This is a genomic window from Oerskovia sp. PE-21s (genome assembly GCF_056158145.1).
On the sequence record NZ_JBUXJM010000003.1, the window covers coordinates 533,479 to 553,740 of the forward strand.

Here is a 20,262-nt window from a genome sequence, read left to right on the forward strand (position 1 = left end):
GAAATCGTGCGTACCCCGCACGTGGCTTCGTGCGGGACGTTGCGGGACGCCGGTGCCCCGGCCGTCGCCGTGAGGCGGACGGCCCCGTGGGCACCAACGTCCCAGGTTACTCGGTCTTTCCCTGGGGGGAGAGCGCACGAGGGGGCGCGCCGGCCCGACGGCGAGCGGCGCCGTCGGGCCGGCGGTTCCCCCGGGTGGGGTGTCGGCCAGGCCACACCGACCCTTGTTGACATTCGTTATCAATATCAGTGACGATGGATGCCATGCCCCGCCACCTCCTCCGCCACCGCGCTGCCCTCGCCACGTCCGTCGCCCTCGCGACGACGCTCACCCTGGCGGCCTGCGGGTCCGGGGGCACGTCGGGCGGCGGCGGGTCGGGGGGGCCGGACGGCGCGGACGGTGCCGTCGACGTGCTCGCCTCGTTCTACCCTCTGCAGTTCGTGGCCGAGCGCGTGGGCGGCGACCGGGTCACGGTCGCCAACCTCACGCCGCCCGCGGCGGAGCCCCACGACCTCGAGCTCTCCCCCGCCCAGGCCCGCTCGATCGGAACGGCCGACCTCGTGGTCTACCAGTCCGGCTTCCAGGCCGCGGTCGACGAGGCCGTCGACGCCCGCGACCCGGCACACCTCGTGGACGCGACCGAGGCCGCAGGCCTCGAGGAGCACCCGGGCGGGTCGACCACGGACGCGGCCGAAGGGACGGCCACCGAGGACGAGCACGCCGCGCACGACGACCGCGCGGACGACGGGCACGACCACACGTCGGAAGGCGGCCTCGACCCGCACTTCTGGCTCGACCCCGCCCGCCTGGTCCCGGTTGCCGAGCAGGTCGCGGCCGAGCTGAGCGCGGTCGACCCCGACGGCGCCGACGAGTACGCGGCCAACCTGGAGGCCCTCACGGCCGACCTGACCGCGCTCGACGCCGAGTACGAGGCCGGCCTCGCGAGCTGCGCGAGCCCGTACCTCGTCACGTCGCACGAGGCGTTCGGCTACCTCGCCGAGCGCTACGGGCTCGAGCAGGTCGGGATCACGGGGATCGACCCCGAGGCCGAGGCCTCTCCCGCCCGGCTGCGCGAGGTCGCCGACATCATCCGCGACCACGGCGTGACCACGATCTTCTTCGAGACCCTCACGAGCCCCAAGGTGACCCAGACCCTCGCGCAGGACGTCGGGGTCCAGGCCGCGGTGCTCGACCCGCTCGAGGGCCTGAGCACGGACGGGACCGACTACCTTGGCGTCATGCGGACCAACCTGGAGGCGCTGCGCACCGGCCTGACCTGCGCATGAGCACCTCGTCCCTGACCTCTCCGGACCACCCCACGGACCGCGCCGCGGGGACACCCGCGATCGAGGCCCGCGGCGTGCACGTGCGGCTCGGCAGCAGCGACATCCTGCGCGGCGTCGACCTCACGGTCGAGCGCGGCGAGGTCGTCGCGCTGCTCGGCGCGAACGGCTCGGGCAAGTCGACGCTCGTGAAGTCCCTCGTGGGCATCGTCCCGCTCGCGGCGGGGCACGTCCGTCTCCTGGGGGCCGAGCTCGGCCCCCGGGTCCCCTGGGCGCACCTGGGGTACGTGCCGCAGCGCGTCTCGGCGCAGACGGGCGTCCCGTCGACGGCCGAGGAGGTCGTCGCCTCAGGCCTGCTCCACGGCCGTCGCATCCGCCTGCCGCGCGGCTGGCGCACCACCGCGCGCGAGGCGCTCGACCGCGTGGGCCTCGCCGACCGGGCACAGAGCGCCGTGCACGAGCTCTCGGGCGGGCAGCAGCAGCGGGTCCTCATCGCCCGGGCGCTGGCACGCAGCCCCGAGCTGCTCATCCTCGACGAGCCCGTCGCGGGCGTCGACCAGCCCAGCCAGGAAGCGTTCGCCGCGACGCTCACCGAGCTCACGCGCGGTGGCATGACGGTCCTGGTCGTCCTGCACGAGCTGGGCGCGCTCGCGCCCCTCATCCAGCGGTGCGTGGTCCTGCGGCACGGCCTCGTGGTGCACGACGGCGCCCCGCCGCAGGCGACCGCCGAGCACGCCGGCCCCGACCACGAGCACCTGCACCCGCACGGGGACGACGCCGAGCACGGCACCTCCGCCGGGATCGACATGGGCCTCATCGACGCCCCGCTCACGCACCACAACCCCGCCCCCGCCCGCATCGACCGTGGAGCCGCCTCGTGAACGCCCTCGACGAGCTGGTCGGGATGCTCACCGACCCCTTCATGCAGCGCGCGCTCGTCGCGGCCGTGCTGGTCGGCGTGACCGCGCCGGTCATGGGGACCTACCTCGTGCAGCGCAAGCTGTCGCTGCTCGGCGACGGGATCGGGCACGTGGCCCTCACGGGCGTGGCCCTGGGCTGGCTCGTCGGCGGCGCCATGGGCGTCGTGCCCGACGACGCCCTCGCCATCCCCGGTGCGGTCGTCGCGGCCGTGATCGGCTCCGTGATCATCGAGATCGTGCGCGAGCGCGGCCGCACGAGCGGTGACGTGGCGCTGGCCCTGATGTTCTACGGCGGCATCGCGGGCGGCGTCCTGCTCATCGGCGTCGCCGGCGGCAGCTCGGGCAACCTCATGCAGTACCTGTTCGGGTCGATCTCGAGCGTCTCCCCGACCGACCTGTGGCTGACCCTGATCCTGGGAGTGCTCATCCTCGCGGTCGGCATGGGGCTGCGCGCCGCGCTGTTCGCCGTGAGCTACGACGAGGAGTTCTCGCGGGCCTCGGGACTGCCGGTCCGGGCCCTCAACATCGCGATCGCCGTCATCGCAGCCCTCACCGTGACCGTCGCCATGCGCGTCGTCGGACTGCTGCTCGTGAGCGCCCTGATGATCGTGCCCGTCGCGATCGCGCAGCTCGTGACGATCTCCTTCCGACGGACCATGGCGCTGGCCATGGTGATCGGCGTCGTGGTCTGCGTGGTCGGGCTGTCCGTCACGTACTGGCAGACTCTGTCCCCGGGGGCCACGATCGTCGTCCTGGCGATCGCCCTCTACGCGGTCGTGGCGGTCCTGCGGCCCGTGCTCGTGCGGCGCAGGCCGCGCACGTCGCACGACCCGCACCCCGACATCCCCGACGACGTCCACGTGGAAGGTGGCGAGCGATGCAGCGCATGACCCGTCAACGGGCAGCGGTCTCCGAGGCCCTGGAGGACCTGCCCGACTTCCGCAGCGCGCAACAGCTCCACGAGCTGCTGCGCGCTCGCGGCGACGCCGTGGGTCTGGCGACCGTCTACCGCACCCTGCAGACCCTGGCCGACGGCGGAGACGTCGACGTCCTGCGCACCGAGGACGGCGAGAGCCTGTACCGCAAGTGCGAGCGGACCGAGCACCACCACCACCTGGTGTGCCGCTCGTGCGGCAAGGCCGTCGAGATCGACGGCCCGACCGTCGAGACCTGGGCCTCCCAGGTGGGATCCGCGCACGGCTTCACGGACATCCAGCACACGATCGAGCTCTTCGGCACGTGCGAGGCGTGCCGCGCGAAGCAGGCGTCGTGAGCGTGCCGCTCCTCCTGGGCCCGACGGCATCGCTCACGTCCGCGCCCTCCTTCGCGCGCGGCGTGGAGGTCGTCACCGCGGCAGACGGGTCGACAGGGATCTTCACGATCGACGGCGTCCCGTACTGGATCATCTACGCCGCGGCCTTCGCGATCGTGTTCGTCCGCGCGCAGGCCACGTACTGGGTCGGTCGCGGCGTCGCTCGCGGCACGGGCAACACCCGGTGGGCCCGCCGCCTCGAGAGCGAGCGCGCCCAGCGGGCGATCGCCACGATCCACAAGTGGGGGCCCATCGCGGTCACCCTGTCGTTCTTCACGGTCGGGGTCCAGACCGTCATCAACCTGACGGCGGGCTACACGCGCATGCGGCTCCCGCGCTACCTCGCGGCGCTGCTGCCGGGGTGCGCGATCTGGGCCGCCATCTGGACGACGATCGGGATCGCGGCGTTCAACACGGCCGTGCTGCTCGCGGCAGGCAGCCCGGTCGGGCTGGTCGTGCTCGTGCTGCTCGTCGCCGGGCTCGTGGCATGGGTCGTCGTCGCGTCGCGGCGACGCCGCTCACGTGCCGCGGGCGACGACGACGCGACCCTCGCGACGTCGTCGGGCGACGACGCCCCGGCCACGACCGAGGCGACGGACGGGGCGCCTCGGACGACCGGGAGCAACCCGTTCGGTGACGTCGCGGACCTGCTGCTCGACGCCCCGGACGACGTCCCCGGCCCCACGCAGGCGCGTCGTCCGCGCAGCGACCCCGCAGACCCCTCGGCCGAGCCCGCGGAGCCTGAGCGCGACTGAGCTCCTCAGGAGATCTCGGTCGCGCTCTCGTCCGCCTCGCCCACGCAGAACTGGTTGCCCTGCGGGTCCGCGAGCACCGACCACCGGTAACCGGGGATCGTGTGCTCGGCGACCAGCGAGGCTCCGTCCGCCAGCAGGCGCGCGACCTCCGCCGCACGGTCGGCGGTCGACGCGTCGAGGTGGAGCCTGTTCTTGCCGGGCGTCGGGTCCTCGACCTTCTGGAACCCCAGCACGGGCCCCGTGCCCTCCGGGGAGGGGACGACCTCGAGGAACCAGCCGTCGGCCTCGTCGATCACCTTGCCGCCCGTCTGCCGGGCCCACCACTGCGCCAGCGGGCGCGGGTCGGTCGAGTCCACCGTGACCATACCGATCGAAAGAGTCATACCCGGCAGGGTAGCGAGGGGCACCGACACGTGCACACGGTCGAAGCCCTCCAGGTCAGGGGATGTCGGCCGACTCTGCCGACTTGTCGATCGCCCCGCCGTAGCGTCGGTCACGGCTCGCGTACTCCTCGACCGCACGCCACAGGCTGCGCCGGTCGACGTCGGGCCAGTGCTCGGGCAGGAAGACCATCTCGGCGTACGCGGCCTGCCAGATCATGAAGTTCGACGTCCGCTGCTCGCCCGAGGACCGCAGGAACAGGTCCACGTCCGGCAGGTCGGGCTCGTCCAGGTACTTCGCGACAGTCTTCTCGGTGACCTTCCTCGGGTCGAGCCGGCCCGCGGCGACCTCCCGCGCGATGGCCTGCGCGGCGTCCGCGATCTCGGCGCGCCCGCCGTAGTTCACGCACATCGTGAGCGTGCACGTGTCGTTGTCCTTGGTGAGTCGCTCGGCGTCCTCGAGCTCCTTGATGACCGAGCCCCACAGACGCGGCCGACGCCCCGCCCAGCGCATGCGCACGCCCCAGCTGCTCATCTCGTCACGACGGCGCCTGATCACGTCCCGGTTGAACTGCATCAGGAAGCGGACCTCCTCGGGCGAGCGCTTCCAGTTCTCGGTCGAGAACGCGTACGCCGAGACGTGCTTGACGCCGATCTCGATCGCGCCCGCCACGACGTCGAGCAGCGCGGCCTCCCCGGCCTTGTGCCCCTCGGTGCGCGGGAGCCCCCGCTCGTTGGCCCACCGACCGTTGCCGTCCATCACGATCGCGACGTGGTTCGGCACGAACCGGGCCGGGATGTTCGGCGCCGTCGCCCCCGACGGGTGCGGCGGGGGCGGCTGGATCCCTCGCCCCATCAGGCCTCTCCCCCGGCCCGCGGGGTACCCGCGTCGTCTCGTTCCACCATCCGCAGTGATCGCAACGTTCTCTCCAGGTGATATTGGCTGTAGGCGGCCACGAGGCCGCTGGCTTCCTTGCGGTGGCGCACGTCCGACGCGTCCGCCACGTCCCACTCGCCCGCGAGCAGCGCCGCGAGCAGGGAGAAGGTCTCGGGGGCCGGGGACGTCGACCCCGGCGGCCTGCACCGTGAGCAGACCGCCCCGCCCAGCGCCACCGCGAACGACCGGTGCGGGCCGGGCTCGCCGCAGCGCGAGCAGTCGGTGAAGCTCGGCGCCCACCCGGCGACCGCGAAGGCGCGCAGGAGGTAGGAGTCGAGCACCAGGCCCGGCGCGTGCGCGTGCCCCGCGAGCGACCGCAACGCTCCGGCGAGCAGCCAGAACTGCTGGACGGCAGGCTCCTTCTCGGCCTCGACGAGCCGCTCGGCCGTCTCCAGCATCGCGGCCCCCGCCGTGTACAGGCCGTAGTCCTCGCAGATCGCGCGCGCGTAGGGCCCCACGGTCTCCGCCTGCGTCACGACGTCGAGCGACCTGCCCACGTGGAGCTGGACGTCGACGAACATGAACGGCTCGAGCCGCGCCCCGAAGCGCGAGGACGTGCGGCGCACGCCCTTTCCCACAGCCCGGACCTTGCCGTTCTCGCGCGTGAGCAGGGTGACGATGCGGTCCGCCTCGCCCAGCTTCTGGGCGCGCAGGACGATCGCTTCGTCTCGGTAGAGGACCACTCCACCATTGTCCGTCATGCCACCGACGTCCCGGTGCACGGTCCGTGCCCGGTACGTGCCCGGTGCGTTGCCCGGTGCGCGCCGGCTGTGTGCGTACCGCCACGCGAGGCGCAGGTGTGCGGACACGACGACGGGTCCCGAGCCGCCCGGCACGGGACCCGTCGACGGAAGGGATCAGCCCTCGGAGCGCTCCGCGCGGTTCACGGCCGAGACGATCGCCTTCAGCGAGGCCGTGGTGATCGACGGGTCGATCCCGACGCCCCACAGCACGTCGTCGCCGACCTGGCACTCGACGTACGCGGCGGCCGTCGCGTCACCGCCCTCCGAGAGCGCGTGCTCGGCGTAGTCCAGGACACGGACCTCGACACCGACCTGCGCGATCGCGTCGACGAACGCCGCGACCGGACCGTTGCCCGAGCCCTCGAGCGTCAGGTGCTCACCACGGTCCAGCACGTCGACCGCCAGGGTGTCCGGGCCGTCCTCCGACGACGCCGCGCGGGTACCCCGCAGCTTCAGCCGGCCCCACGGCTCCAGGCCGGACTCAGGAGCGACCGGCAGGTACTCGTCCGAGAAGATCCGCCAGATGTCGTCGCCCGTGACCTCCTGGCCCCCGGCGTCCGTGAACGCCTGGACGACGCGCGAGAACTCGATCTGCAGGCGACGCGGCAGGTCCAGGTGGCGCTCGGACTGCAGCAGGTACGAGATGCCGCCCTTGCCCGACTGCGAGTTGACGCGGATCACTGCCTCGTACGACCGGCCCACGTCCTTGGGGTCGATCGGCAGGTACGGCACGCCCCAGACCAGGTCGTCGACGCCCTTGCCCGCAGCCTCGGCCTCCGCGGCCATGGCGTCCAGGCCCTTCTTGATCGCGTCCTGGTGCGAGCCCGAGAACGCGGTGAAGACCAGGTCGCCCGCGTACGGGTGACGCTCGTGCACGGCGATCTGGTTGCAGTGCTCGACCGTGCGACGGATACGGTCCATGTCGGAGAAGTCGATCTCCGGGTCGATGCCCTGGCTGAACAGGTTCATGCCGAGCGTCACCAGGCAGACGTTGCCCGTGCGCTCGCCGTTGCCGAACAGGCAGCCCTCGATGCGGTCCGCCCCGGCCTGGTAGCCCAGCTCCGCGGCGGCCACGGCCGTCCCGCGGTCGTTGTGCGGGTGCAGCGACAGGACGACGTTCTCGCGGTGCGCCAGGTGCCGGTTCATCCACTCGATCGAGTCGGCGTAGACGTTGGGCGTCGCCATCTCGACCGTCGCCGGCAGGTTGATGATGACCTTGCGCTCCGGCGTCGGCTCGAAGACCTCGATGACCTCGTTGCAGATCTCCACGGCGAACTCGAGCTCGGTGCCCGTGTAGGACTCGGGCGAGTACTCGTAGAAGACCGTGGTCTCCGGGATGGTCTCCTCGAACTTGCGGCACAGCTTGGCGCCGTTCACCGCGATCGCGATGATTCCCTCGCGGTCGGTGCGGAACACGACCTCGCGCTGGAGCCGCGACGTCGAGTTGTACAGGTGCACGATCGCCTGCTTCGCGCCCCGCAGCGACTCGTACGTCCGGGCGATCAGGTGCTCACGGGACTGCGTCAGGACCTGGATCACGACGTCGTCCGGGATGTGCCCCTCCTCGATGAGCAGGCGCACGAAGTCGAAGTCGGTCTGCGAGGCCGACGGGAACCCGACCTCGATCTCCTTGTAGCCCATCTCGACGAGCAGCTGGAACATCTTCAGCTTGCGCTCGGCGTTCATGGGCTCGATCAGCGCCTGGTTGCCGTCACGCAGGTCGACCGCGCACCAGCGCGGGGCCTTCTCGATGCGCTTGTCCGGCCACGTCCGGTCCGGCAGCGACACGTCGAACTGCTCGTGGAACGGCTCGTACTTGTGCACGGGCATGCCGGACGGCTGCTGTGCGGAGCGGGTGCTGGTCTGGGGGGTCTGCGCCGTGGTGCTCATCATGTCCTTCGCGATCTCTTCGTCGGTGCTGTTCAGCCGGCACACCAGACCACCGCGACGAGGATGCGGCCTAGAGGGCCTCGTCGCGGCAACGAAGGAGGAGCAGCTGAGTCACGTGCACGCTGCCACTGTACTCCCGTCCGGGGCGATGGTCCGGGACGTCCCGATGGACGACACGCGCGAGGCGGGCCGACGACGCCACGAGAGCGACGCCGTCGGCCCGCCTCAGAGCGGGACCAGACGAACCAGCGACGCCACGAGAGCGACGTCGTCGGCCCGCCTCAGAGCGGGACCAGACGAACCAGCGACGCCACGAGAGCGACCTCGTCGGCCCGCCTCAGAGCGCGGCCCCGCCTGGTCAGGGCCGGTCAGCGGCCGCGCGAACGCAGGGCGGCGTCGACCGCAGGGTCGCCCAGGTTGCCGAGCCACTCGAGCAGCGCGGGGTACGTCGACGGGTTGGCCGCGACCTGGGGGCGCAGGTGTGGGGCCTCCTGGACGATCTGCGCGAGCACCTCGAGCGGCGTGGACGGGTCCAGTGCCTGAGCGGCGCTGAACCCGACCGGCGACGGGTCCTGGTACGGGGGCAGGACCGCCGTGTCACCCACGGACTGTGCCGCGTAGCCCGGCCGCGCCGCGTAGCCCGAACGCTCGGGGACGACCGGCTGCACGGGGTGCGACGACGAGCCCCCCTGCGCCGGCAGGACCTGGGTCGGCTGGTACTGCTCGACCGGCCGGGAAGGCTGCGTCTGCGGTTCCTGACGGACCGGCTGCGTCGGCTCCTGGGTCGGCTGGTAGCGGACCTGCTGCACGGGCTGCGCCGACTGGGGCTGCTGAGGCTGCTGGGCAGACTGCACGGGCTGGGCCGACTGTGCCGGAGCGCGGACAGGTGTCGGACGCGACGGGGCCGCGACCTGGTCGGGCTCGTGCTCGCCGGCCTCTGGGCCGTACCCGTCCGGGCCCGTCGCGTAGCTGCCGCTGCCGTACGGACCCGCGACCGGCTCCTGCGCGGGCTTGGGACGAGCCGGGCGCGGCGCGGGCGGCTGCCAGACGTACGCGCTCGGCGCGGCGTCGGCCCCGACGAGCGACGACGGGCGGTTCTCCGCGAAGTGCGTCCGGACCTCGGCCGGCACCGTGAGCGCGAAGACCACGATGAGCGGCAGCCCGTACGCCAGCAGGAGCAGCGTCGTGCCGAAGCCTGCCCCGGGCTGGTTCGTCGCGACGATGAGGAGCACGATGCCGAGGATCGCGACGACGCCTGCCGCGCCGAGCGCGAGCGTCCGCCCGGCCACGGCGTCGCGGGCGAGCGATCGACGAGCCACGAGCGCGGCGCCCGCAGCGAGGAGCCCGAACACGATCGACAGGATGAGGACCGACCCGCTCGCGCCGTTCGCGAGCGTGAAGACACCGGTCAGCGCGGTTCCGAGGGCGACGACGACGACGAGGTCGAGCGTGTTCACCGCGACGGCGACCCACGTCGAGACGGGCGACTGCGAGGAGGTGGTCCGCGCGAGCGCGGGCGACGAGGCGACCGCCGCAGCGGCGGGGACGAGCAGCAGGCCGAACTGCCCGAGCGCGAACGAGTCGAAGCTGACCAGCAGGTTGCTGGTGTTCAGGACGAAGAGGACCACGAGCGCGATCCCCAGACCGACGAGCACGAGGCGCCAGGCCTCGTCGCGGCGCAGGATCCCCCACACGGGCCACCCGACGAGCGCCACGGTCACGGCGCCGGCGACGAGGAACCGGAGCAGCAGCAGGGCGGACACGCCGAGGGAGAAGGTGAGCAGGAACGCGATCAGCGCACCGACGACCGCCACGCCCGCGACGACGGTCAGGACCAGCGTCCAGACGCGCGAGGCCGCCCTGTCCTGCTCGACCGGGCCGAGCTCGGCCTGGCGCGGCTGGGCCGCGAGGAACGCCCCCGCGAGTCCGAGCGAGAGAGCGGTACCGATGCCGCCCCAGCCGTTGTCGGCCGACCGGTTGACCAGGTCCAGGACGACGTAGACCGCCGCCAGGAGCACGTACGGGGCGTTCGCGACGAGACGCGCGAGGCGGGTCGTGTGCACCGTCCACGTGGTGGGCAGCGCACCGGTCCGTGCCAGGTACGGCAGCGCGAGCGAGAGCAACGAGACGACCGTGACGAGGATGACCTCGATCTTGTCCGACGCCTTGTGCCCGACGTCCCACGGCATCGTGAGCGAGACGAAGAGCAGCAGGGCCGCCACGCCGTCGCGCACGTAGTCGCTCACGGGGATGCCGGCGAACGGGTTGCTCCCGGCGGCCGCCTCCGGCTTCTGCTCGGCGACGGGCGCCGCCGGGGCCGTACCCGTCGCGGGCGTGTCGGACGACGGAGCCTTCGCGGCCCCGCCGGCCGGAGTCGGTGACTGCTGATCGGGGCCAGGCCCAGGGTCGGTCTCGTTGGTCATCGCGTTCTCCCTACAGATCACCCCGGGCTCGCTGTCGGGCGAGCGCCGGATCAGGCCACGACGGCCCCGTCAGTTTCTACCGGTAGATCACCGATGGCTCAAGTCTCCCACTCTGTGCCTGCGCGACCCACGACCCAGGCGCACGACCTCCGTCCTCGTCATCGCGAACAGCATCCCCTGGGCGGACACGACCTCGTAGTAGTCGCCGTCGAGGGCTCTGCGCCACTCGGTGCGCCCGTCGAAGAGGCTCACGGACACGACGCTCGTCGCGGCGCCGTCCGTCCCGCCGAGCCCGTCGCCGACGGTCGCGAGCAGCACCGAGTCCCCGTCGGTGAACACCCGGACGACCTCCGCGGGCAACCAGCGCTGCCAGATCTCACGCCCGGTCCGGGACTCGAGCGCGAGCAACCGCGACCCCGACTCCACCACCACGACGTCGTCGGTCTGGAGCCAGAGCACCTCGGGCCACTCCTCCCGGTGCCAGAGCCGACGGCCCGTGCTCGCGTCGTACCCCGTGAAGCCAGGCATCCGGACCACGACGACCGGGGGAGGTCCGTCATCGGCGACCTGCGGCAGGAACGGTTCACCGGCCATGCTGAACCGCACCCGACCGTCCGCCCCCGTCACGTCGACGCGGTCCTCCCACCCCGTCCGGCGGTCGTCGACCACCCGGGCCGACGCACCTCCGGGGAGGCCGCCTTCCCCCAACCAGCCCCGCGTCCGCACGCCTGCACGCTCGGTGAGCGCTTCGCCGTGCGCGTCGAAGGTCGTCGACGCGCCGCCCGACCGGACCTGCAGCAACCCGCGCGCCGCGACCAGGCCGAGGCCGTCGGGGGGCACCGTCCCCGACGGCGCCCCGTCGATCCCCGTGGCCCCGACGCCGTCCACCCGGTCCTGGTCGACACCGACCGTCCGCACCCTCTCGACGACACCGTCGAGCGCACCTTCCCACGAGACGACCACGCCGTCCGTCGCCCGGACGGCCGTCGCGACCTGCCCTCCCGCGAGCGGGACCGCCGCCTCGATCCTGTCCGCCAGCCCACGCGACCCGACGACCCGCCCGGACCGGTCCAGGACCGTCACGAGAAGCGGGAACCCGTCGTCGCCCCGACCGGCCTCGGTCGACGCCCCGCGGACCGTGACGCACACGAGCGGCGAACCTCGACCGTCCGGGTCGAGGAGGTCGGGCCCGCACGTGGTCGCTCCGGACGGCAGGTCGGCGGCCCACACCTCCTCACCCGTGGTGAGGTCACGGGCGGACAACGTCCCACCCGGGCCGACGACGACGACCTGCCCCTCGACGGCTGCGGGCAGTCCCGCTCCCTTCGACGCCCGCCACACGCTCGCGGGCTCGACCGTGACGGGCCACAGCCCACCCGCCTGTGCCGCCACCCGGGCTGCCCTCGCCCGTTCGAGCACTGCGCCGACCGCGAACGACGCCCCGAGGACGCAGAGCAGGAGGACCGCGCCGAGGATCACGTGGCCGAGCACGCCGCCCCTTCGGCCACGCGGCTCGGGCGACCCGTCGAACGCACCGTCCGACCCAGGTCCGACGCCGACCCGCGACGAGCCGGCTCCCGCATCCCGGGCAGCGGTGCCTCCCGTGCGTGCTCCGACGCTCCCCCGCCTGGGCCCGGTCGCGACCGACGGCTCCGCGTCGAAGTCGTCGTCGAGCTCGGCCACCTCGACCAGCTCGACGGCGTGGGCATCGTGCTCACGACGTCGTGGAGCCACCTCTCCACGGTAGTCCCGATACGCCGACCGGGCGGAGCGAGGGGCCCGTCAGCCGATGCCCAGCAGCGTGCCGTCGTCGGTCGCGACGACGAGCGTCCCACGCACGCCGACCCCCCACGCGGCGGAGTCCTCGAGGTCGCTCGACCACAGCTCCTGCCCGGAGTCCACGGAGACCGCCGTGACCCGGGTCCCGCCCGTCGCGCTCGGTCCCATGAGGTACAGGTCCGTCCCGTCGGTGTGCGCCGACGTATAGGTCAGGACCTCGGAGGACTCCCACAACCGTTCCCCGGAGCCCAGGTCCACCGCCAACAGCCGACCTGCCCTCGACAGGATCCCGACGTCGCCCACCTGGGCGACCGGGGCGGCGACCCCGTCGATGCTCCACCGGGTCCGTCCGGTCGCCGGGTCGAGCGCTGTCGTGCGCGGCCGCTCGATGTTCCCGGACTCGTCCATCACACCGCCGCCCTCGGTGACGAAGAACGCCGCCGTCGGCCCTCCGTCCGTCGCGGTGAACTCCTGGACGGTGCCCCGGGTGCGGAAGAGCTCCGCCCCGTGACGGTCCAGGACCGTCGAGCCCCCGTCGGGGTGCTGGACGAGGGCGAGCCCGTCCCGCAGGGGGATGGTCCACGACTCCTCGGCCTCGTCCACGGTCCGGCCGTCCGCGTCCAGCGTCACCAGACGGCCTGCGACCGCGACCATGAGCACCGAGCCGCCGTCCTGCAGTCCCAGGTACTCCCCCTCCGGGCTGCTCCCACGCTCCTGGGCGATCTCCCGCGACCAGCGCAGCTCTCCCGTGGCCCGGTCCTCCAGGTCGACCACCACGTGTCCGTCGTCCCCCCACCTGACCGAGGCGATGCCGTCGTCGAAGAAGGCGGCACCCTGCGTCTCCTCGCCGAACGTGCGGGTGCCCGTGACCTCTCCGGTCGCGGCGACCATGACGTCGACGCGCACCGGGAACGACTGCTCGAACGTCGCCCCGACGGTCGGGACAGACCGGAGCTCGAACGTCGTGCAGACCAGCGGGTCCTCCTGCACCTCCCACGTGCCCGTACCCGTGCACGCGGTCGTGACCTTCGCCGTGTCCGACGCGGGCCGGGGCGCGCCGCGCCACAGCTCCCGACCTGTCGTCGGGTCGTAGCCGACCACCGGGCTCCCTTGCACGACGAGCGTCCCGTCCACCACGGCGGGTGACAACCACCATCCCGTCGGGGAATCCTCGTCGCCCGAGCCGGTCGGCTCGATCCGCCACAGGACACCCACCTCCGGGCCCAGGGGCCGAATCCCGCCGGCCGCGATCACCCGATCGACGCGGGCAGACTCGTTCATCTCGCCACGGACGACCCCTCCGACGACGAGGAGGGCGACGACGGACACCCCTGCCCCGACGAAGAGGCGAGACCTGCGCGACCACGGTCGACGGGCAGGCCGCTCGTCGACCTGCGGCTCGGCACCGGAGAGGACCTGCGGCACCGGGCCGTCGGCCGGCCCCTGGACGGACGCCCCACCGTCGGGCACCGCGCCGCGCGACCGCGGGCCGGACGGGCCCTGCTCGGCCAGGTCCTCGTCGACGTCCTCGATCGCGAAGACGCGCACGCTCGACCTCGCCGTGCCCCGCGGACGTCGTCCCATGGGACGACCCTAAGCGTCGACGACCGGGAAGTCAGATGCCGAGCTGGTACACACCCCAGTACGCGAGCGTCACGAGCAGGATCGTCGACCCCGCGACGGTCGCCCACAACGTCGTGCGGGCACCGACGCCGGTCGCAGGCCGGACCACCACGCCCCCCTCCGGGGAGGCGTCGACCGTCTTGCGGGCCGTCCGGAGGTCGGACAGGCGGTTGATGATGAACGCCGCGGCCACGACGGTCGCCAGCCCCAGGAGACGGACGGCGACCCACCCGCCCTGGACCACCCACGCGTCCGTCCGGTAGTCGAGGGCCAGCCGAGCGACCGAGACCAGGTAGACGACGAGACCGATCATGGTCGCGACCGACCCGGTCGCCAGACCCACGAGCGGCCACCGCAGTCCCGGTGCGAGCCGCCCGGCCGCGTGCGGCGTACGGCGCAGCCTGCGCGCCGCCCCCGTCACGAGCCACACGAGCGGCCCCACGACGAGCAGCACGCCACCCACGATCACGAACCCGATGACGATGTCGCCGTTGCCGTACCACCGAGGGTTGGGCACGGCCGAGGCCAGGTAGAGCTGGTTCGGCTGGCCGCCCGCCACGGTCGGCGGGGCACCGGCGGTGCCCACGAGTCCCTGGACCCACGCCGAGACGTCGCGCGCGAACTCCGGCACGAGGACGTCGTCGATCTTGATGCCGTGGTTCGCGCCCTCGTAGTAGCGCACGGTCACGTCATGGTTCCCGTTCGCCCCCGCCTCCGCGATGATGCGCAGCGCGCCCTGCTCGATCGGCATCGACGGGTCCGCCGTGCCGTAGACCACGAGGGTGGGCACGTCGAGGCGCGAGAGGTAGGGCGTGACGTCGAAGTCCGCGTACTCGAACCCTCCCCCGGGCATCTCCATGCCGACGGCGCGCGGGATCGCGCGGAACACCCCCTGCGGCACGCCCGTGTTGCGCAGGTAGGAGTCGACGGCGAAGCCCGCCTGCTGGCGTGGCGGCACCACGGGCGCGGAGACCATGACCAGGAAGGACACGTCGGGGTCCTGGTCCACCAGGACGGGTGCGATCCACGTCCCCTCGGACTCGGCGTACAACCCCACCTTGTCCGGGTCGACCGAGGGCCTGGTCCGCAGCAGGTCGACCGAGTGCTCGTAGTCCCGAGCCATGTCGACGTAGTCGCGGTGCCGGGTCGTGTACGTGTCGAGCCGCTTCGAGGGCACGAGCGTCACGACTCCCGCGCTCGCCATGTCGGTCGCGACGTCGACGAACGCCTCGTCCGCCGCCCCGGTGCCCGCGCCGTGCAGGAACACCACTCCCGGGCGCCCTTCCGGGGCGTCGACCGGCTCGCGCACGATCCCCTCGACGCTCGTGCCGTCGAGCCTGACGACGACCGGGGTCTCCCGGACCTCGTAGGTCCCCACGGGCTGGACGTCGGGCCCCTGCCCGCCGATCGTCGTGTCGGAGGTGGTGGGCTCAAGGTGGTCGGTGACCGGGACCGGAGACCACTGGGGTCCGGTCACGGCCCCGACCAGGGCGAGCCCGATCGCGAGGGCGGCGCTCGTCGCCGCGGTACGGAAGATCACGACAGGATCGTCTCGCGCGAGGAGGGCCGTCCGCCCTGGGGACGGCCCGACGACGGACGGGGGTACACCCTAGAACCCGAGCCGGCGCAGCTGCTTGGGGTCACGCTGCCAGTCCTTGGCGACCTTGACGTGCAGGTCGAGGTACACGCGCGCACCGAGCAGCGCCTCGATGCCCTTGCGGGCCTCGGTCCCGACGTGACGCAGACGCGAACCGCCACGCCCGATGATGATCGCCTTCTGGCTGTCGCGCTCCACGAAGAGGTTGACCCGCACGTCCAGGAGCGGGGGCCTGCCCGTCTCCGGGTTGCCGGACCCCTCGCGCGGCACGATCTCGTCGACGACCACGGCGAGGCTGTGCGGCAGCTCGTCGCGCACGCCCTCCAGGGCCGCCTCGCGGACGAGCTCGGCGACCATCACGGCCTCGGGCTCGTCGGTCAGCTCGCCACCGGGGTACAGCTCGGGGCCCGGCGGCAGGTGCTTGACCAGCACCTCCTCCAAGGTCTCGACCTGGAAGCCGTCCTTCGCCGAGACCGGCACGATGTCCTGCCACTCGCCGAGCTGGTCGACCGCGAGCAGGTGCTTCGTGAGGGTCTCGCGGTCCACCAGGTCCGCCTTGGTCACGACCGCGACGACCGGGGTCGGGCGCCGCCCCTTGGTCAGGTCCGCGAGCTGGGCCGCGATGTACTTGTCGCCCGGCCCCACCTTCTGGTCCGCCGGGAGGCAGAACGCGATGACGTCGACCTGCGCGAGGGTCTCGCGGACCAGGTCGTTGAGCCGCTCACCGAGGAGCGTGCGCGGACGGTGCAGCCCGGGCGTGTCCACGAGGATGAGCTGCGCGTCGGGGCGGTGCACGATGCCGCGGATCGTGTGGCGGGTCGTCTGCGGTCGCCCGGAGGTGATCGCGACCTTCTGCCCGACCAGGGCGTTCGTGAGCGTGGACTTGCCCGCGTTGGGCCGTCCGACGAAGCACGCGAAGCCGGCCTTGTGCTCTGCTGCTGCGTGGTCGTTCTGGGTCACCGGTGTGCTTCTCTCTCGTTCGACTCGCCCGCTCGACGCGGGGTGTCACTGGTCCGCCCGGCACGCTCCGCGTGCTGGGGGGTCGACTGGTGGTCTCGGTGGCCGCGCTCGCGCGGCTCGGTGCGCTCGGGGGTGCCCGCGTCCGGTGAGGGCTCGGGATCGCCAGCGCTCTCCCGGTCGGTGGCCGCAGCGCTCACGAGCACGGTCGCGAGCTGCTTGCGGCGCCCCTCGACGCGTTCGCCGGTCATGTGCACGCCCTGGGCCTCGGCGGTCGATCCGGGGAGCGGGACCTTGCCGAGCGCCTTGGAGAGCAGGCCCCCGACGGTGTCCACGTCGTCGTCCTCGATGTCGAGCTCGAACAGCTCGCCGAGCTCGTCGAGCGGCAGGCGGGCCGGGACGCGGAAGGTCCCGTCGCCCAGGTCCTCGACCTCGGGGCCCGACCTGTCGTGCTCGTCGGTGAGCTCGCCCACGATCTCCTCGAGCGCGTCCTCGATCGTCACGAGACCGGCCACGCCGCCGTACTCGTCGACCACCATCGCGATGTGCGAGGCCGAGGCCTGCATCTCGCGCAGGAGGTCGTCGACGGGCTTGGACTCGGGCACGAAGATCGCCGGGCGGGCGACGTCCGCGACGCGGCGCGACGCGGCCTCGGGCGAGCCGTGCACGACCTTGACGACGTCCTTGAAGTAGACGACGCCCACGAGGTCGTCGACCGACGTCCCCGTGACCGGCAGGCGCGAGAACCCGGAGCGCAGGAAGAGGGCCAGCGCCTTGGACAGGGGCGTCGAGGCCGGCGTGGTGATCATGTCGGTGCGGGGCACCATGACCTCGCGCGTGAGGGTGTCGCCGAGCTCGAAGACGGAGCGGATCATCTCGCGCTCCTCCTCCTCGATGATCTCGGACTCGTTCACACGGTCGACCATGTCCTGCAGCTCGCGCTCGTGCGGCCCGTCGGTGTCGTCCTTCGAGGCGGTGACACGCACCAGCCAGCCCGTCAGGGCGACCGCGGGGGTCAGGACCCCCGACAGGGCCACGAGCACGCGCACCGGGTGCTGCCGTCCGAGCGCACGCGGGGCGACCCGGGCGAAGCCCAGCGCGACCAGGACCGCGAAGAGCGACGCGGCGAGCAACGCCTGCCACCAGTCGTCGAGCCAGGCCAGGACGAGCAACGTGACGCAGGTCGCCGCGAGCATCTCGGCGACGACGCGCAGGAAGGCGAGCGAGGCCGCGGTGTGCGGCGGGTCCTCGGTCAGCGCCTGGACGCGGCGGACCCGGACCACGCGCGGCGGGAGGGGTCCGGCAGATCCGCCGTTGTGCCCGCCGGTGACGGCAGCCTCGGCCTCCGCTGCCGCCTCGCCCACGGCCGCGCGCGTGACGCGCATGACGGCCGCCTCCCCGGCGCCGAGCGCCCCCGCGAGGACGACCCCCACGACCGCGAGGACGAGCAGCAGCGCGACGGGGACCTCGGTCATCGGCTGGCGAGGAACGTCAGGAGCAGCTTGCGCTGCAGCGCGAACATCTCCTTCTCCTCCTCGGGCTCGGCGTGGTCGTAGCCGAGCAGGTGGAGGATGCCGTGCGTCGTGAGCAGGAGCATCTCCTCGGCCGTCGAGTGACCCGCCGTCACCGCCTGCTGCGCGGCGACCTCGGGGCACAGCACGATGTCGCCCAGCTCGCCCGCGGGGGTCACGTCGCCGTCGCGACCGGGACGCAGCTCGTCCATCGGGAACGACAGGACGTCCGTGGGGCCGGGCTCGTCCATCCAGCGCACGTGCAGCTCGGCCATGACGTCCGACTCGACGAACCGGATGCCGAGCTCGCTCTGGGGGTGGACGTGCATCGCGTCCAGGACGTAACGCGCGAGGGCCGCGAACTCCGCCTCGTCGACCTCGTAGCCGGACTCGTTGTTGATCTCGACGCTCATCAGCGTGCCCCTTGCTCTCGTTGGTCTCGTGGGTCTCGTGGTCGCTCGCGGCGGGCCGTCCCGCCCCGAGCACCGCCGTGCGCACGGCCGCCACCGTCACGGGCGGGCCGTGCGGTGCTCACGTCCCAGCGCGCGTACGCGTCGATGATGTCGCTCACGAGCCGGTGCCGCACGACGTCCGTGGAGGTCAGGCGGCAGAACTCGACGTCGTCGACCCCGGTCAGTACGTCCTCGATGACCCGCAGCCCGGACGGGGTGCCCCCGGGCAGGTCGACCTGCGTCACGTCCCCCGTGATGACCATCTTGGAACCGAACCCGAGGCGTGTGAGGAACATCTTCATCTGCTCGGTCGAGGTGTTCTGCGCCTCGTCGAGGATGATGAACGCGTCGTTGAGCGTGCGACCGCGCATGTAGGCCAGCGGAGCGACCTCGATGGTCCCGGCCTCGATGAGCTTGGGGATCGACTCGGGGTCGATCATGTCGTGCAGCGCGTCGTACAGCGGGCGCAGGTAGGGGTCGATCTTCTCCGACAGCGAGCCGGGCAGGAACCCGAGCCGCTCCCCCGCCTCGACGGCGGGCCGGGTCAGGACGATGCGGCTGACCTGCTTGGCCTGGAGGGCCTGGACGGCCTTGGCCATCGCGAGGTACGTCTTGCCCGTCCCGGCGGGGCCGATCCCGAACGTCACGGTGCTCGCGTCGATCGCGTCGACGTAGCGCTTCTGCCCGACCGTCTTGGGCCGGATGGTCCGGCCACGGCTCGAGAGGATGCTGAACGTGAGGACCTCGGCCGGGCGGGCCGCGGTCGCCGCGGTGAGCATCGCGACGGAGCGGGTCACGACGTCGGGCGTCAGGCGAGTGCCGGACTCGACGACCTCGACGAGCTCGTCGAGCAGCCGGGAGGCGAGCGCGACGTCGCCGACGGGGCCCGTCACGGCGATCTCGTTGCCGCGTGCGTGGACGTCGATCGTGGGGAACCCCGACTCGATCGCCCGCAGGACCACGTCCCCGCTGCCGAGGAGGTCGACCATGGGCACGTGGGACGGCACGACGATGCGGTGCTCTACCCGGGTACCGGCGGGGTGCGTGGCTGCTGCCTCCGCGTCGACGGTCCCGTTCGGCCGGACGGCGCGGGCGCGCTCCTGATCACGAGGAGGACCTCCGAGGCCGTGCGACGCCGGGCCGGTCGGTGGGGGTGGTGTCGAAGATGGCATGAGCCGGCTTGCGCCGAGGCACTCCTTCTGCAGGTCTGGTGGTTCGTGGTGCGTCCATGATATCGAGCACGCCCGCCCGGGTCAGGGCGAATACCGGCGGCCCGGCGGCTCGACGGACGAGCGACGGCCGGCACGTGGTGGTCAGGCCGGGTTCCACCCCAGCGCGGTGCCTCCGATGACGTGCCCGTGGACGTGGAACACGCTCTGCCCGGCGCGCGGCCCCGAGTTGAAGATGAGCCGGAACTGTCCGTCGGCCTGCTCGCTCGCGATCTCGTCGGCCAGCGCCACGACCCCCGCGAGGAGGTCGGGGTCGGCGGCGGCGAGCTGAGCGATGTCGCCGTGGTGCGCGCGCGGCACCACGAGCACGTGCAGCGGGGCCTGCGGGTTGATGTCCTTGAACGCCACGGCCTGGTCCGTGGTCGCCACGATCGTCGCGGGGATCTCACCTGCGACGATCTTGCAGAACAGGCAGTCCGGGTCGGTCGGGCGAGCGGTGTCGTTGCTGGTCATGACGGCAGGCTACCCCCG

18 protein-coding genes are annotated in these 20,262 nt (G+C 72.6%); 5 read left to right on the forward strand and 13 right to left on the reverse strand.

The genetic code is table 11. The annotated features are described in order from the left end of the window. Positions 1 to 263 precede the first annotated feature (263 nt). Genes ACZDYF_RS08345 through ACZDYF_RS08365 form a run of 5 tightly spaced genes read left to right on the forward strand, consistent with a single transcriptional unit; the run spans position 264 to position 4,270 of the window. Positions 264 to 1,286, forward strand: a complete 1,023-nt coding sequence (locus tag ACZDYF_RS08345) for a metal ABC transporter substrate-binding protein (RefSeq protein WP_475055373.1) — start codon at positions 264 to 266, stop codon at positions 1,284 to 1,286. Further along, positions 1,283 to 2,164 carry a metal ABC transporter ATP-binding protein gene (locus ACZDYF_RS08350; RefSeq protein WP_475055375.1) on the forward strand — a complete coding sequence of 294 codons (882 nt, stop codon included), beginning with the start codon at positions 1,283 to 1,285 and terminating at the stop codon, positions 2,162 to 2,164. The genes ACZDYF_RS08345 and ACZDYF_RS08350 overlap by 4 nt, the downstream gene beginning before the upstream one ends. Before the next feature lie 23 nt (positions 2,165 to 2,187). Then, on the forward strand, positions 2,188 to 3,093 hold the full coding sequence (locus ACZDYF_RS08355; protein WP_191789157.1) for a metal ABC transporter permease: 906 nt from the start codon (positions 2,188 to 2,190) through the stop codon (positions 3,091 to 3,093). Then, a complete protein-coding gene (locus ACZDYF_RS08360; protein ID WP_191788991.1) occupies positions 3,081 to 3,476 on the forward strand; it encodes a Fur family transcriptional regulator in 396 nt (131 codons plus the stop codon). Before ACZDYF_RS08355 ends, ACZDYF_RS08360 begins: the two co-directional genes overlap by 13 nt. After that, positions 3,473 to 4,270, forward strand: a complete 798-nt coding sequence (locus ACZDYF_RS08365) for a DedA family protein (RefSeq protein WP_475055378.1) — start codon at positions 3,473 to 3,475, stop codon at positions 4,268 to 4,270. Before ACZDYF_RS08360 ends, ACZDYF_RS08365 begins: the two co-directional genes overlap by 4 nt. A 5-nt stretch (positions 4,271 to 4,275) precedes the next feature. On the opposite strand, the gene ACZDYF_RS08370 is transcribed toward ACZDYF_RS08365, so the two are convergent. The 13 genes from ACZDYF_RS08370 to ACZDYF_RS08430 all read right to left on the reverse strand — a co-directional run bounded on the left by ACZDYF_RS08370 (position 4,276) and on the right by ACZDYF_RS08430 (position 20,244). Beyond that, positions 4,276 to 4,653 (reverse strand): VOC family protein, encoded by a 378-nt coding sequence (locus ACZDYF_RS08370; protein WP_475055380.1) that lies wholly within the window; start codon positions 4,651 to 4,653, stop codon positions 4,276 to 4,278. A 55-nt stretch (positions 4,654 to 4,708) separates the two neighbouring features. Further along, on the reverse strand, positions 4,709 to 5,506 hold the full coding sequence (locus ACZDYF_RS08375) for an isoprenyl transferase (RefSeq protein WP_191788989.1): 798 nt from the start codon (positions 5,504 to 5,506) through the stop codon (positions 4,709 to 4,711). Then, positions 5,506 to 6,270 carry a DNA repair protein RecO gene (gene recO, locus ACZDYF_RS08380; protein ID WP_138824114.1) on the reverse strand — a complete coding sequence of 255 codons (765 nt, stop codon included), beginning with the start codon at positions 6,268 to 6,270 and terminating at the stop codon, positions 5,506 to 5,508. The genes ACZDYF_RS08375 and recO overlap by 1 nt, the downstream gene beginning before the upstream one ends. Before the next feature lie 174 nt (positions 6,271 to 6,444). Beyond that, positions 6,445 to 8,220, reverse strand: a complete 1,776-nt coding sequence (gene leuA / locus ACZDYF_RS08385; protein WP_475055383.1) for a 2-isopropylmalate synthase — start codon at positions 8,218 to 8,220, stop codon at positions 6,445 to 6,447. 368 nt (positions 8,221 to 8,588) lie between these two features. After that, positions 8,589 to 10,643, reverse strand: coding sequence for a DUF7937 domain-containing protein (locus ACZDYF_RS08390; protein WP_475055385.1), 2,055 nt, complete (start codon positions 10,641 to 10,643; stop codon positions 8,589 to 8,591). An 87-nt stretch (positions 10,644 to 10,730) separates the two neighbouring features. Then, a complete protein-coding gene (locus ACZDYF_RS08395; protein WP_475055387.1) occupies positions 10,731 to 12,377 on the reverse strand; it encodes an outer membrane protein assembly factor BamB family protein in 1,647 nt (548 codons plus the stop codon). A 48-nt stretch (positions 12,378 to 12,425) separates the two neighbouring features. Then, the gene (locus ACZDYF_RS08400; RefSeq protein ID WP_475055389.1) at positions 12,426 to 14,006 is read right to left on the reverse strand and encodes an outer membrane protein assembly factor BamB family protein; all 1,581 of its coding nucleotides are present in this window, start codon (positions 14,004 to 14,006) and stop codon (positions 12,426 to 12,428) included. A gap of 31 nt (positions 14,007 to 14,037) precedes the next feature. Continuing rightward, the gene (locus ACZDYF_RS08405; RefSeq protein WP_475055391.1) at positions 14,038 to 15,585 is read right to left on the reverse strand and encodes an alpha/beta hydrolase family protein; all 1,548 of its coding nucleotides are present in this window, start codon (positions 15,583 to 15,585) and stop codon (positions 14,038 to 14,040) included. 69 nt (positions 15,586 to 15,654) lie between these two features. Then, the gene (gene era / locus ACZDYF_RS08410; protein WP_204809426.1) at positions 15,655 to 16,602 is read right to left on the reverse strand and encodes a GTPase Era; all 948 of its coding nucleotides are present in this window, start codon (positions 16,600 to 16,602) and stop codon (positions 15,655 to 15,657) included. Next, entirely contained in the window at positions 16,599 to 18,074 is a 1,476-nt protein-coding gene (locus ACZDYF_RS08415) for a hemolysin family protein (protein WP_475055393.1), read from the reverse strand. Before ACZDYF_RS08415 ends, era begins: the two co-directional genes overlap by 4 nt. Continuing rightward, positions 18,071 to 18,523 (reverse strand): rRNA maturation RNase YbeY, encoded by a 453-nt coding sequence (ybeY, locus tag ACZDYF_RS08420; RefSeq protein WP_030151649.1) that lies wholly within the window; start codon positions 18,521 to 18,523, stop codon positions 18,071 to 18,073. Before ybeY ends, ACZDYF_RS08415 begins: the two co-directional genes overlap by 4 nt. Further along, the gene (locus tag ACZDYF_RS08425) at positions 18,523 to 19,551 is read right to left on the reverse strand and encodes a PhoH family protein (protein ID WP_475055517.1); all 1,029 of its coding nucleotides are present in this window, start codon (positions 19,549 to 19,551) and stop codon (positions 18,523 to 18,525) included. Before ACZDYF_RS08425 ends, ybeY begins: the two co-directional genes overlap by 1 nt. 324 nt (positions 19,552 to 19,875) lie before the next feature. Next, a complete protein-coding gene (locus ACZDYF_RS08430; RefSeq protein ID WP_191788980.1) occupies positions 19,876 to 20,244 on the reverse strand; it encodes a histidine triad nucleotide-binding protein in 369 nt (122 codons plus the stop codon). Between the last annotated feature and the right edge of the window lie 18 nt (positions 20,245 to 20,262).